This is a genomic window from Pseudomonas sp. BN607 (genome assembly GCF_029871175.1).
Classification (GTDB): domain Bacteria; phylum Pseudomonadota; class Gammaproteobacteria; order Pseudomonadales; family Pseudomonadaceae; genus Aquipseudomonas.
In genome coordinates this window covers 31641-44829 of sequence record NZ_SSOE01000028.1, presented here as the reverse complement: position 1 = coordinate 44829, position 13189 = coordinate 31641, and the positions used below count along the sequence as shown (strand labels likewise).

The following is a 13189-nucleotide window of genomic DNA, read 5'->3' as shown; positions in this document are numbered from 1 at the left end:
TCAGTCTCGCTCGGCGAACAGAGCCTTGACGAACGGCTCGGCTTCAAAGGTGCGCAGGTCGTCGATGCCTTCACCGACGCCGATGAAACGGATCGGGATGTTGAACTGCTTGGCCAGGGCGAAGATCACCCCGCCCTTGGCAGTGCCGTCCAGCTTGGTCAGGGCCAGGCCGGTCAGCTCGACGCTCTGGTTGAAATACTTGGCCTGACTGATGGCGTTCTGGCCGGTGCCGGCGTCAAGCACCAGCAGCACCTCGTGCGGCGCCTCAACGTCAAGCTTGCCGATGACCCGGCGGACCTTCTTCAGTTCTTCCATCAGGTTGTCTTTGGTGTGCAAGCGGCCGGCAGTGTCGGCGATCAGCACGTCAACGCCACGGGCCTTGGCGGCCTGCACGGCGTCGAAGATCACCGAGGCAGAATCGGCACCGGTGTGCTGGGCGATGACCGGGATCTGGTTCCGCTCGCCCCACACCTGCAGTTGCTCGACCGCCGCGGCACGGAACGTATCACCCGCGGCCAGCATGACTTTCTTGCCTTCCAGCTGCAGTTTTTTCGCCAGTTTGCCGATGGTGGTGGTCTTGCCGGCGCCATTCACGCCCACAACCAGGATCACGTAGGGCTTGTTCTGCGCCTGCACTTTCAGCGGCTGCTCGACCGGGCGCAGCAATGCTGCCAGTTCTTCCTGCAGTGACTTGTACAGGGCGTCGGCGTCGGCCAGTTGCTTGCGGGCGACCTTCTGGGTCAGGTTCTGGACGATGGCCGAGGTGGCTTCCACACCCACGTCGGCGGTCAGCAGGCGCGTCTCGATCTCGTCGAGCAGGTCGTCGTCGATGACCTTCTTGCCGAGGAACAGGCTGGCCATGCCCTCGCCGATGCTGGCGCTGGTCTTGGACAGGCCCTGCTTCAGGCGGGCGAAGAAGCCGGGTTTGGCTGGTTCGGTAACGGTTGCGGCCGCCACAGGCTCGGCCTCGGACTGCACGGGCTCTGCTACCGGGCGCTCAGGGATCGCTGGCGGAGCCTTCGGCTCCAAGTCAGGGACGAGAGCGACGGGCTCCTCGGCAACGGGCAAGACCAGGTTGCTGACCGGGGGTTCAACGGCTTGAACGACCTGTGCTGCTATTGGCGCAGGGGTTTCGACCTGTGGGGCGACAGGCTCGGCATTCGCGGGCACGCCCATGCCCACAGGGGTAGGCTCAGGCACCGGAGTAACCACAGGGGCCGGCGCAAGCTCAGGAGCCGGGGCAGCCACTGGGACAGGTGCAGGCTGAGGGACCGGCGCAACCACCGGGGCAGGTGCAGGCTCAGGGGCCAATGCTGGCTCGGTAGCCCGAGGGGCCTCAGGTGCAGGTACGGGGGCTTCTGCAACCGTCGGTGCCACCGGAGCAGCTTCAAGCTGCTCGACGGCGGACGCCGGTGCTACAGGCTCTACAGCCTGGGGTTCAGGGGCTTGTGGCTGTTCGGCGACAGGTTGCTGCGGCTTCTTTCGAAACCAGCTGAACAGGCCTTTCTTCTCGCCAGCCTCGGCCGGCGCTTTCTTGTCGTCGTTGGAACCAAACATGGAGGACGGCTATCTCAGGGTAGCGATGAGCCAGCAATGGCTCATCGGGAATTCTCTCTACGCAGAACAGACTATCTTGAAGCCGGCTGGTTCATGCGCAACGTTTTGTCTTAGTGTCCTGCGGGCCAGAACGGCGACAGGCATGGTCGCCAGGCAACCGGATCAGTATCCTAGCACCTCCTGGCCCGCCGACGCTAAACCCAGCGGGCCGTCGAACAGGTTGAACACCTTATGAATGCTCTAGCCCGCCGCGCCGCAGGCCTGTTGCTCGGCACGCTCTGCCTGCCGCTCGCAGCCTTCGCCGCCGATGTGCAACCCACCCACGAATTCATCCTCGACAACGGCCTGAAGGTGGTCGTGCGCGAAGACCACCGCGCCCCGGTGGTGGTCTCGCAGATCTGGTACAAGGTCGGCTCCAGCTACGAAACGCCGGGCCAGACCGGGCTGTCGCACGCGCTGGAACACATGATGTTCAAGGGCAGCGCCAAACTTGGCCCCGGCGAGGCCTCGCGGGTACTGCGTGACCTGGGCGCTGAAGAGAACGCCTTCACCAGCGACGACTACACCGCCTATTACCAGGTGCTGGCACGCGACCGCCTGCCGGTAGCGCTGGAGCTGGAGGCCGACCGCCTGGCCAGCCTGCGCCTGCCGGCCGACGAGTTCAGCAAGGAAATCGAGGTGATCAAGGAAGAACGCCGCCTGCGTACCGACGATCAGCCCAACGCCAAGGCTTTTGAGCTGTTCCGCGCCATGGCCTACCCGGCCAGCGGTTACCACACCCCGACCATCGGCTGGATGGCCGACCTGGAACGGATGAAGGTAGAGGAACTGCGCCACTGGTACGAATCCTGGTACGCGCCCAACAACGCCACGCTGGTGGTAGTTGGGGACGTCACACCCGACGAGGTGAAGGGCCTGGCGCAGAAGTACTTCGGCAGCATCCCCAAGCGCGCCGTGCCGCCGGCCAAGCTGCCACTGGAGCTGGCCGAGCCTGGCCTGCGTCAGCTGACCCTGCATGTACGCACCCAGCTCCCAAGCCTGATCTATGGCTTCAACGTGCCCGGTCTGCCGACTGCCAAGGACCCGCGTACCGTGCATGCCCTGCGCCTGATCTCGGCACTGCTCGACGGTGGCTACAGCGCCCGCATGCCAGCCCGACTGGAACGTGGCCAGGAGCTGGTGGCCGGCGCATCTTCCAGCTACAACGCCTTCACCCGAGGCGACAGCCTGTTCCTGATTTCGGCCACACCGAACGTACAGAAACAGAAAACCATGGCCGACGTCGAGAAAGGCGTGTGGCAATTACTGGACGAACTCAAGACCACCCCGCCCAGCGCCGAAGAGCTGGAGCGGGTACGTGCACAGGTCATCGCCGGTTTGGTCTACGACCGCGACTCCATCAGCAGCCAGGCCACCACCATTGGCCAGCTGGAAACCGTCGGCCTGTCCTGGAAACTGATCGACAGCGAACTGGATGAGCTAAAGCGCGTCACCCCGCAGGACATCCAGAACGCCGCGCGCACCTACTTCACCCGCGAACGCCTGAGCGTTGCCCATGTTTTGCCTGAGGAGCCCGCTCATGAGTGATCGTCGCGCACCACGCCCAACCCTGCTGGCCACCGGCATCCGCGCCCTGGCGCTGGCGGCAGTGCTGGCTGCCCCGGCCATGGCCGACAACGCCGCCAAGGCCGACAGCAACGCGGCTCGCCCGGCCAATACCTTGCAGTCGCTGGCCGAGCTGGATGGCAAAGCGCCCAGCCGGCGCCAGCTGAACATCCAGCACTGGAACACCGCCGAGGGTGCCCGGGTACTGTTTGTCGAGGCCCGCGAACTGCCGATGTTCGACCTGCGTGTCACTTTCGCTGCCGGCAGCAGCCAGGACGGCGGCACGCCAGGCCTGGCTGCGCTGACCAACGCCATGCTCAACGAAGGTGTGGCCGGCAAGGACGTGACCGCTATCGCGGAAGGTTTCGAAGGACTAGGCGCAGACTTTGGCAACGGTTCCTACCGCGACATGGCCGTGGCCTCGCTGCGTAGCCTCAGCGCCAAGGACAAGCGCGAGCCGGCGCTCAAGCTGTTCACCGAGGTGGCCGGCAAGCCTAGCTTCCCTGAGGACGCCCTCAAGCGCATCAAGAACCAGATGCTGGCGGGTTTCGAGTACGAGAAGCAGAACCCCGGCAAGATTGCCGGCAAGGCGCTGTTCGCCAACCTCTACGGCGACCACCCCTACGCTCACCCAAGCGACGGCACCGCCGAAAGCATAAACGGCATTAGCCTCGCACAGCTGCGGGCCTTCCACGCCAAGGCCTATACCGGCGGCAACGCAGTGATCGCCCTGGTCGGCGACCTCAGCCGCGCCGAGGCTGAAGCCATCGCCGCGCAGGTGTCTGCCGGCCTGCCCAAGGGCCCGGCGCTTGCCGCACCGGCTCAGCCCGCCGATGCCAAGGCAGGCCTTACCCATATCGACTTCCCGTCCAAGCAGACCCACCTGATGCTGGCTGAACTGGGCATCGACCGCCAGGACCCGGACTGGCCAGCGCTGTCGCTGGGCAACCAGATCCTCGGCGGCGGTGCGTTCGGTACCCGGCTGATGAGTGAAGTGCGAGAAAAACGCGGCCTGACCTACGGTGTGTACTCGGTGTTCAGCCCGATGCAGGTCCGCGGCCCGTTCATGATCAACCTGCAAACCCGTGCCGAGCTCAGCGAAGGCACGCTCAAGCTGGTGCAGGGCATTCTCGCCGACTACCTGAAGACAGGGCCCAGCCAACAGGAACTGGACGACGCCAAGCGTGAGCTGGCCGGCAGTTTCCCGCTGTCCAATGCCAGCAATGCCAGCATCGTCGGCCAACTCGGCGCCATCGGTTTCTACAACCTGCCTCTGACCTGGCTGGAGGACTTCATGCAGCAGTCCCAGGCGCTTACCGTCGAGCAGGTCAAGGCAGCCATGAACAAACACCTGTCAGCCGATAAACTGGTGATCGTCACCGTTGGCCCGAAAGTGCCACAGAAAGCGCTGCCAGCACCCACTGACAAGCCCTCCGAGCAGCCGCTCGGGGTACCGGAGCACTAATGCCAAGATCCACCCCTCCCGCCCGCCCGCAAACAGGCCAAAGCAAGGGCCAGGGCCACCTGCGCATCATCGCTGGCGAGTGGCGCAGCCGCCGCCTGGCGGTGCCTGAAGGCGAAGGCCTGCGGCCAACGCCCGACCGCGTGCGCGAAACCGTCTTCAACTGGCTGGCCCCCTACATCGAGGGCGCCCGGGTGCTGGACGCCTTCACCGGCAGCGGTGCCCTGGTGCTCGAAGCCCTGTCCCGCGGGGCGGAAGATGCGGTGGCGCTGGACAGCAACCCGGCGGCCATCGCCAACCTCAAGAACAACCTCGAGATCCTGCGCTGCCCGCGCGGGCAGATCCTGCAGACCGATGCCTTGCGCTACCTGCAAGGCCCGGCCAAGCAGCAGTTCGACGTGGTGTTCCTCGACCCTCCGTTCAACCAGGATCTGCTGGCCAATACGTGCAACCTGCTAGAGCAACACCAGTGGTTGAGTGAACAGGCGTGGGTCTACACCGAAAGCGAGGCGGCGCCGTCGAGCTTGCAGCTGCCAGGCAACTGGCGCCTGCACCGTGAAAAAAAGACTGGCCAGGTGCACTACGCACTTTGGCAGCGGGCCTGACCACGTAACCCGGGGCTGGTGTATTTAGTTACCGCCAACCGGCCTGGGGCATGGCTGAAGCTTCTCCTTCGATTCTTGCAGGAGCGCGTCAACCATGCCCCAAAACCCTTCCCCGCCTGCGCCCACCAGCGCAGTAAGCGCTTTTACACTGGCCAATGGCTTGCGTGTGTACCTTCGTGAAGACAGGCGCGCGCCGCTGGTCAGTGCGCAACTGTGGTATCACGTCGGCTCCAGCTATGAGCCTGAAGGCCACACTGGCCTTTCTCACGCACTGGAGCATCTGCTGTTCGAAGGCAGCAGCAAATTGGCCGGCGGCCAGTACTCCGCGCTCATGGCCCGCCTGGGTGGCAATCCGAATGCATTCACTGCCCAAGAAGCCACAATCTTCCCGCTTACTTTGCCCAGCAATCGCCTGGAGATTGCGTTGGAAGCCATGGCCGACGTGATGGCGAGCGCAACCCTCGACAGCGCACCCTTCGCTCGCGAACTGGCGGTGGTCATGGCCGAGCGACGTGAAAATATCGATAACACCCCTCTCGCGCTGGCCTTGGAGCATCACCAGCTACTGGCCTATGGCAACAGCGGCTACGGCACGCCAGTGATCGGTCACAAAGCGGACCTTGGCCACATGACGCTGGCTGCAGCACGTACCTGGTACCAAAGCTGGTATCACCCTAACAACGCCACGCTTGCAGTAGCCGGCGACATTGCCTTGCCACAGCTGCAAACCCTGGTAACCCGGCACTTTTCAGCGATCCCCGCCAATCGCCTGCCGCTGCGACAAACCCACAAAGCCCCGCCCGCTCTTGTACGGCGCGACCAGACCCTGCGCTTGCAAGGCCTGTACACGGGCGTGATCCTCAGTTTCAACCTCCCCAGCCAATGTACCGCCGAGTCTGATGAGCAAGCTTATGCACTGAGGCTGCTACCCGACATCCTGGCCGACGGTCAAGCCAGCACCTTGCAACGCAGGTTGGTGTTGGAGGAACCGCTACTACGGGGGATCCGGTCAGATTATGAGCCCTGGCAACGGGGCGACAGCCTGCTGACCCTCTACGCCTTCTGCAGCCCACAGGTTACGCCAGAAGCAGCAGCCGAAAGGCTGATGCTGGAAATCAATGCGTTCCGCCACTCAGCCCCCTCCAAGGAAGGCCTTCAACGCGCCAAAGCGCGGCTGCTGGCCAGGCGAATGTTCGAAATGGACGATATCGGCAAACAGGCAGAAACCATCGGCAAGCAGGCCAGCTGCGGCCTGGACCCCGTGACGCTGGACGATGAACGGCAGGCCATCAACGCCGTGACAGCCGAACACGTTGGCCAGGCTGCCCTGGACTTCCTCACCGAAGACCGAGCCGCTATTACTTTCATGCACACCAAGGAGAGCGCTGATGAGTGACACTATTGCGCAGCCCCAGCAGACGGCCGATGGCGATGATATTTTTGGCGGCCTGATCTCTGCCCAGGGGCTGGACCTGAACCAGCTCACCCCCCATCAGACACATGTGCAAGCCTGGACAACAGCAACAGGCGCAGGTGTGAAGTTCGTCGAAGCACGTGGGTTACCTATCGTCGATGTGGTATTGCGGTTCAAGGCCGGCACAAGCCAAGACACCCTGCAATCCGGCCTGGCAGCCCTGACGCTGTATATGCTCGACGAGGGCAGCCAGCTTTACACCGCCGCCCAGCAAGCCGAGCGCATGGAGCGGCTGGGCGCGATCATGGACAAACAGGTCCGCCTGGAGCACGCGACATTGAGCCTGCGCAGCCTGAGCAGCAAAGCCCTGCTTGATCCTGCCTTGGCGCTTTTCATCGATCTTGCCGCACGCCCTGCCTTTCCAGCCCTTGCATTGGAGACGGTGAAGCGCCAGCTGTTGCAGTCCAATGCATCACGAGAACGGCGCCCCGACATCAGGGCCCGGAGCGAAGTTTTCCGCCATTTGTTCAAGGGGCACCCCTACGGCAACCCGTGGGGCAGCACAGCCGAGGGTATGGCAACTGTCACCCCTGAGGACTTGCGGGCATTCCACCAGCGTGCTTACTCCGCCAGCAACCTGGAAATGGTGTTGGTCGGGGACCTCTCGCTTGCTGATGCACAAGACATTGCCCAGCAAATAAGTCAGGCCCTGCCCCAGGGCTGGTCCGCCGTGGAACTGCCTGCCGTGCCGGCAGCAGCCAGTGCAACTGTGAACATCGAGCAGGAGGGTGCCAGCAGTGCATTGGTATTGGCAGTGCCCATGAACGTACCCGCCAATGACCCGGAGTATCCAGCGCTGGTGTTGGCTAGCGAGGTATTGGGGGCAGACCTCGAATCCCGCCTGATGGTGGAAATGCGCCAACGCCGTGGGCTGACCTACGGTATCTACAGTCGAGTGTCGCCCATGAGTGCCGGTGGCCTGTTGAGCATCTCGTGGGAAATCGCCCCTGCGTACGTGCAAGGCTCGCAGGCTTTGGTAGAGGAGCTGCTGCGCGACTTCATCGACCAAGGCCCGACCCAGGCCGAGCTGGACCTGGCGCGCAATCGTCTGGCCGGGCAACAGCTACGCGGGATAGCGCAAAACAAGAGCCTGGCAGCGTTGCTCGCGCAGATCACCCATCAAAACCAGCCCGCGGACCATTTGAACACCTACATCGAGCGCATCGGCAGGCTGACCCCAGCGGACCTTCGCGCTGTCATGCAGCGCCGGCTCGACCTGGACCAGAAGGTGCTGGTCAGTGTCGGCCCTCAAGCCGAGCAGCAAGCGTTGCCGGCCCTCTACCAATAGCGCAGGTACTGTGGCGCTGTTTCATGGCACTCTAGGCAGGCACAACATGAGTCGCCCAGCATGCCCACTACCAGCGCCACGTTCCACCCAGCCTTCGGCCTGTCCAACCCCCATCTGCAAACGCTGTGGGGGCCATTGTGGCGCAAGCTGCCGGACCTGCCACGTAGCCGCGAACGCTTGTGGCTGGCCGACGGTGACTTCATCGACCTGGACTGGCACGGCCCGCACCAGCCGCATGTGCCGTTGGTGCTGGTGCTGCACGGGCTGACCGGTTCGTCCCATTCGCCGTACGTCAAAGGCCTGCAGCAAAGTTTGCACGCACGCGGCTGGGCCAGTGTGGCAGCGAACTGGCGCGGCTGCTCGGGCGAGCCCAATCTCCTGCCCCGCAGCTACCATTCCGGCGCCAGCGAGGACCTGGCCGAAATTGTCAGCCACCTGCGCGCCCAGCGCCCACTGGCGCCGCTGTATGCGGTGGGTTACTCGCTGGGGGGCAACGTTCTGCTGAAATACCTGGGCGAGAGCGGGGTCGCCAGCCAGCTGGAGGCGGCGGTCGCAGTATCGGTGCCGTTTCGCCTGGACCACTGTGCCGACCGCATTGGCCAAGGTTTCTCCAAGGTTTACCAAGCGCACTTCATGCGCGAAATGCTGGCGTATGTACAGCTCAAGCAGCAGCACTTTCACGCCAACGGCCAACATGACCGGCTGGCGACGCTGCAGCGCTTGGGGCCACTGACCAAGTTGCGCACATTCTGGGACTTCGACGGCAGGGTTACCGCCCCCCTGAACGGGTTTCGCGACGTGCACGACTACTATCGTCGCTCATCGAGCCATTTCTTCCTGGGCCAGAACCGCACGCCGACGCTGATCATCCATTCCAGCGATGACCCGTTCGTGTCCTGCCACAGCTTGCCCACAGCCCGTGAACTGGCATCGCAAACCCGCTTCGAACTGCATAGCCGTGGTGGGCATGTGGGCTTTGTGGACGGCAGCCTGCGCAATCCGGGGTATTACCTGGAGCGCCGGATTCCGCAGTGGCTGGTCGAAGGTACCTAGCCCGAGCGGAATCTATTCGCCCGTAGCCACGCCGTGCGCGGGATTGTTGATCCACTCACTCCACGACCCGGCATACAGCTTGCCTAGCGGGTAGCCCGCCAGCGCCAAGGCAAACAGGTTATGGCAAGCCGTCACCCCAGATCCGCAGTAAGACACCAACTGCTCCGGCGCCCGCCCGGCAAGCATTTCGGCAAAGCGCTGCCTGAGCTGGTCCGCCGGCAAGAAGCACCCATCAGCGCCCAGATTGTCGGTAAACGCTGCGCATCGGGCACCTGGAATATGCCCTGCCACCGGGTCGATCGGTTCTACTTCACCGCGGAAACGCGGCAAGGCACGTGCATCGATCAACGTCAGGTCAGCACTGCCCAGGCGCTTGCCCAGATGCTCGGCATCGATCAGCAGCCTGGCGTCAGGCTCACCGCTGAAGGTGCCTTCGCGTCTGGGCGGTGGGTCCAGGCTCAGCGGCAGATGCGCCGCGTGCCAGGCCTTGAGGCCGCCATCGAGAATCGCCACGCCGCTGCGCTTGCCCAGCCAGGCCAGCAGCCACCAGGCGCGGGCGGCAAAGGCGCCAGGGCCATCGTCGTACAGCACCACCTCGCTGTCGTTATCCAGGCCCCACTCACGCAGGCGCGCAACCAGCCGCTGCGCATCGGGCAACGGGTGGCGCCCGGTGCGGCCCTTGCTCACCGGCCCGCTGAGGTCACGGTCCAGGTCGGCAAAATGCGCGCCGGCAATATGCCCCTGGGCATAACTGCGTTGGCCATAGTCCACATCCTCGAGGGCAAAGCGGCAGTCGAGGATCACCAACTTGGGCGAGTCCAGGCGCTCGGCCAACTGCTGCGGGGTGATCAATTGCGCAAGCGGCATGACAATCTCCTGATCGATGGCACAAAGGCCCCGGGCTAGAGCTCCAGGGCCTGGTTGAACGGAACGTGAAATTCCTGGCACAGCGCGTCCACGGCATTGCGTGCGTTATCGGTGACAAAGCCGAGTTCCAGCACCAGCACCTGATAGACGCCGCGCTTGAAGGCTTCTTCACCCAGGTGCGCGGAATGTTCACGCGTGGTGCTGAGAAAACGTACCCATGAGGTCAGCACGATCCAGGCATTGATGGTCAGCGACTCGATCTGCGCCGGCGCCATGACCAGGATGCCAGCCTCGACGAAGCCACGGTAGATCGCCTGGCCCTGGTGCAGGCAGCGCTCGGAAAAGCGCCGGTAACGGCCGGCCAGCTCCGCGTCGCTATCCAGCAGGTGCTCAAGGTCGCGGTGCAGGAAACGGTAGTTCCACATCGCCGCGAGCAAGGCCTTGAGGTAGAAGCGCTTGTCCTCCACCGTGGCTGTTCGTCCTTGTGGAGGGCGCAGGAAGCTGTCCACCAGCGCTTCGTACTGGCTGAACAACACGGCGATGATCGCCTGCTTGTTGGGGAAGTGGTAATACAGGTTGCCGGGCGAGATTTCCATGTGCGCGGCAATGTGATTGGTACTGACACTACGTTCGCCCTGCTGATTGAACAGTTCCAGGCTGTTCTGCACGATGCGCTCTCGAGTCTTCATGCGCGGGGCCATGCTCAGCTCCCAATCTGCGGGCTTTCGACAAAGGGTCATCTTACGGCGATTCACCCCGCTGATGCACCGTTGCCTTGCATGAAAATAGTCGCACTATGGTACCAATCAAAGTATAGGCTCCAGAGACCTCAAGCCCAGCCGGGAGACCGCCGTGAACTCGACCATTGCCTCGCCTCCTGTGCATTCCGACAGCGAACTTGAAGCCTCGTTCGCCGCCCAGCGCCAGGCGTTTGCCGGCAACCCCATGCCCCCTGCAGCCCAGCGCCGGCAGTGGCTTGAAAGCCTGCGCGAGGCTCTGCTGGCAGACCAGCAGCAACTGATCGCGGCCATTGATGCCGACTTCAGCGGGCGCAGCGCCGATGAGACTTTGCTGGCCGAGTTGCTGCCGTCAGTGCAAGGCATCCGCCATGCCGAACGCCACGTGCAGCGCTGGATGCGCCCGGCCAGACGGACCGTGGGCATGGCGTTCCAGCCGGCCAGCGCACGGGTCCTGTACCAGCCATTGGGCGTGGTCGGTATCATCGTGCCGTGGAATTACCCGCTGTTCCTCGCCATCGGCCCGTTGACCGGCGCACTGGCCGCCGGCAACCGGGTGATGCTCAAGCTCAGCGAGGCGACCCCCGCCTGTGGGCTGGCCCTGAAGTCACTGCTGCAGCGGGTATTCCCCGAAGACCTGGTCAGCGTCGTGCTTGGCGAGGTCGAGGTTGGCCAGGCGTTCGCCCGCCTGCCCTTCGACCACCTGCTGTTCACTGGTGCCACCAGCATCGGCCGTCAGGTCATGCTGGCAGCCGCACAAAACCTGACCCCGGTGACCCTGGAACTGGGCGGCAAGTCCCCGGCCATCGTCTCGGCCAGCGTGCCGCTGGATGCCGCCGCTGAGCGCATCGCCTTCGGCAAGACGCTCAACGCCGGCCAGACCTGCGTCGCACCCGACTACGTACTGGTGCCACGCGAGCGCCTCAACGACTTTGCCGATGCCTATCGCAATGCCGTGCAGCGCATGTACCCACACATCGCCGACAACCCCGACTACAGCGCCATCATCAACCCTCACCAGCTCAAGCGCCTGGAGCACATGCTGGAGGACGCCCGCAGCAAGGGCGCGCAAGTGATCGACCTGTACACCCACGAAGCGCGCCAAGGCCGGCGCCTGCCCCCGCACCTGCTGACAAAGGTGAACGACAGCATGCAGGTGATGCAGGATGAAATCTTCGGCCCGCTGCTGCCGCTGGTGCCTTACGACACCCTCGATGACGCGCTGGCGTACATCAACCAGCGCCCGAGGCCGTTGGCGCTGTACTACTTCGGCTACGACCGCAGCGAACAGCAACATGTCCTGCAATACAGCCATTCCGGCGGGGTGTGCCTGAACGACACCTTGCTGCACGTGGCCCAGGACGACCTGCCATTCGGCGGCATCGGGCCTTCCGGCATGGGGCACTACCACGGCCATGAAGGCTTCCTGACCTTCAGCAAGGCCAAGGCGGTATTGGCCAAGCAACGCATCAACGCCGCCCGGCTGATCTACCCGCCTTATGGCAAAGCCCTGCAGCGCCTGGTCTACAGGGTGTTCATCCGTTGACAGCAAAGCGCTGGTCGCCCGCCAGCACACAGCGCATGACAACGAATACGCCCACTGTCTATAGTGCCATCAGCCGGCCGCACGACTTGGCCGGGGCGCCGTCGCTGCGCTACCATCCGACTCCCCAACGCACTCCAGCCAGGATGACGCGATGAACCGAGTGTTGTACCCGGGTACTTTCGACCCCATTACCAAAGGCCATGGCGACCTGGTCGAGCGCGCTTCGCGCCTGTTCGACCACGTGATTATCGCGGTGGCTGCCAGCCCCAAGAAAAACCCACTGTTCCCGCTGGAACAACGGGTAGCGCTGGCCCGTGAGGTCACCAAGCACCTGCCCAATGTCGAAGTCATCGGCTTCTCTTCGCTGTTGGCGCATTTCGCCAAGGAACAGGGCGCCAATGTGTTTCTACGCGGCCTGCGTGCGGTGTCCGACTTCGAGTACGAGTTCCAGCTGGCGAACATGAACCGGCAACTCGCTCCTGATGTCGAGAGCCTGTTCCTCACGCCGTCGGAGCGTTATTCGTTCATTTCCTCGACCTTGGTCCGGGAAATAGCCGCATTGGGTGGTGATATCAGCAAGTTCGTCCACCCGGTGGTGGCCGAGGCGCTGACCGAACGCTTCAAGAAGTAATCTTTAGCGCCTGATCATCGCGCCCACGTGCACTGCGGGCGCGAATGCGGCACAATTGTGCCCATTGCGTTGAATATGCCCGGGCAACGCGCCCCGGCCGGAGTCCCCATGTCCCTGATCATCACCGACGATTGCATCAACTGCGACGTCTGCGAACCCGAGTGCCCGAACGAGGCCATCTCCCAAGGCGAAGAGATCTACGTGATCGACCCTAACCTGTGCACCCAGTGCGTGGGTCACTACGATGAGCCGCAGTGCCAGCAGGTCTGCCCGGTCGACTGCATCCCGCTGGATGAAGCGCACCCAGAGACCGAAGAACAGCTGATGGCCAAGTACCGCCGGATCACTGGCAAGGGCTGATCAC

At 63.6% G+C, this 13189-nt stretch carries 12 protein-coding genes; 9 read left to right on the top strand and 3 right to left on the bottom strand.

The window, feature by feature from the left end:
* Entirely contained in the window at nucleotides 1-1557 is a 1557-nt protein-coding gene (ftsY, locus tag E8E68_RS06540; protein WP_280340293.1) for a signal recognition particle-docking protein FtsY, read from the bottom strand.
* 231 nt (nucleotides 1558-1788) lie between these two features.
* Here ftsY and E8E68_RS06535 point away from each other — a divergent pair, with 231 nt between their 5' ends.
* From E8E68_RS06535 to E8E68_RS06510, 6 genes are all read left to right on the top strand, one after another.
* Nucleotides 1789-3144: a pitrilysin family protein gene (locus E8E68_RS06535; protein WP_280340291.1), complete on the top strand. Its 1356-nt coding sequence runs from the start codon at nucleotides 1789-1791 to the stop codon at nucleotides 3142-3144.
* Nucleotides 3137-4627 (top strand): pitrilysin family protein, encoded by a 1491-nt coding sequence (locus tag E8E68_RS06530; RefSeq protein WP_110745190.1) that lies wholly within the window; start codon nucleotides 3137-3139, stop codon nucleotides 4625-4627. The genes E8E68_RS06535 and E8E68_RS06530 overlap by 8 nt, the downstream gene beginning before the upstream one ends.
* Nucleotides 4627-5229: a 16S rRNA (guanine(966)-N(2))-methyltransferase RsmD gene (gene rsmD, locus E8E68_RS06525; RefSeq protein WP_266029046.1), complete on the top strand. Its 603-nt coding sequence runs from the start codon at nucleotides 4627-4629 to the stop codon at nucleotides 5227-5229. Before E8E68_RS06530 ends, rsmD begins: the two co-directional genes overlap by 1 nt.
* A gap of 94 nt (nucleotides 5230-5323) precedes the next feature.
* The gene (locus tag E8E68_RS06520) at nucleotides 5324-6625 is read left to right on the top strand and encodes a pitrilysin family protein (protein WP_280340288.1); all 1302 of its coding nucleotides are present in this window, start codon (nucleotides 5324-5326) and stop codon (nucleotides 6623-6625) included.
* Nucleotides 6618-7991 (top strand): pitrilysin family protein, encoded by a 1374-nt coding sequence (locus tag E8E68_RS06515; RefSeq protein ID WP_280340286.1) that lies wholly within the window; start codon nucleotides 6618-6620, stop codon nucleotides 7989-7991. The genes E8E68_RS06520 and E8E68_RS06515 overlap by 8 nt, the downstream gene beginning before the upstream one ends.
* Nucleotides 7992-8051: 60 nt before the next feature.
* Nucleotides 8052-9044 carry a hydrolase gene (locus tag E8E68_RS06510; RefSeq protein WP_110747154.1) on the top strand — a complete coding sequence of 331 codons (993 nt, stop codon included), beginning with the start codon at nucleotides 8052-8054 and terminating at the stop codon, nucleotides 9042-9044.
* Nucleotides 9045-9056: 12 nt separating this feature from the next.
* Here E8E68_RS06510 and E8E68_RS06505 read toward each other — a convergent pair whose 3' ends face one another.
* Nucleotides 9057-9911, bottom strand: coding sequence for a sulfurtransferase (locus E8E68_RS06505; protein ID WP_266029043.1), 855 nt, complete (start codon nucleotides 9909-9911; stop codon nucleotides 9057-9059).
* A 35-nt stretch (nucleotides 9912-9946) separates the two neighbouring features.
* Entirely contained in the window at nucleotides 9947-10612 is a 666-nt protein-coding gene (locus E8E68_RS06500; RefSeq protein WP_266029042.1) for a TetR/AcrR family transcriptional regulator, read from the bottom strand.
* 151 nt (nucleotides 10613-10763) lie between these two features.
* Here E8E68_RS06500 and E8E68_RS06495 point away from each other — a divergent pair, with 151 nt between their 5' ends.
* From E8E68_RS06495 to E8E68_RS06485, 3 genes are all read left to right on the top strand, one after another.
* Nucleotides 10764-12194, top strand: a complete 1431-nt coding sequence (locus E8E68_RS06495) for a coniferyl aldehyde dehydrogenase (protein WP_280340283.1) — start codon at nucleotides 10764-10766, stop codon at nucleotides 12192-12194.
* Nucleotides 12195-12345: 151 nt separating this feature from the next.
* Nucleotides 12346-12825: a pantetheine-phosphate adenylyltransferase gene (gene coaD, locus E8E68_RS06490; RefSeq protein WP_016489662.1), complete on the top strand. Its 480-nt coding sequence runs from the start codon at nucleotides 12346-12348 to the stop codon at nucleotides 12823-12825.
* A gap of 108 nt (nucleotides 12826-12933) precedes the next feature.
* Nucleotides 12934-13185, top strand: a complete 252-nt coding sequence (locus E8E68_RS06485) for a YfhL family 4Fe-4S dicluster ferredoxin (RefSeq protein WP_003249063.1) — start codon at nucleotides 12934-12936, stop codon at nucleotides 13183-13185.
* Nucleotides 13186-13189: the final 4 nt, after the last annotated feature.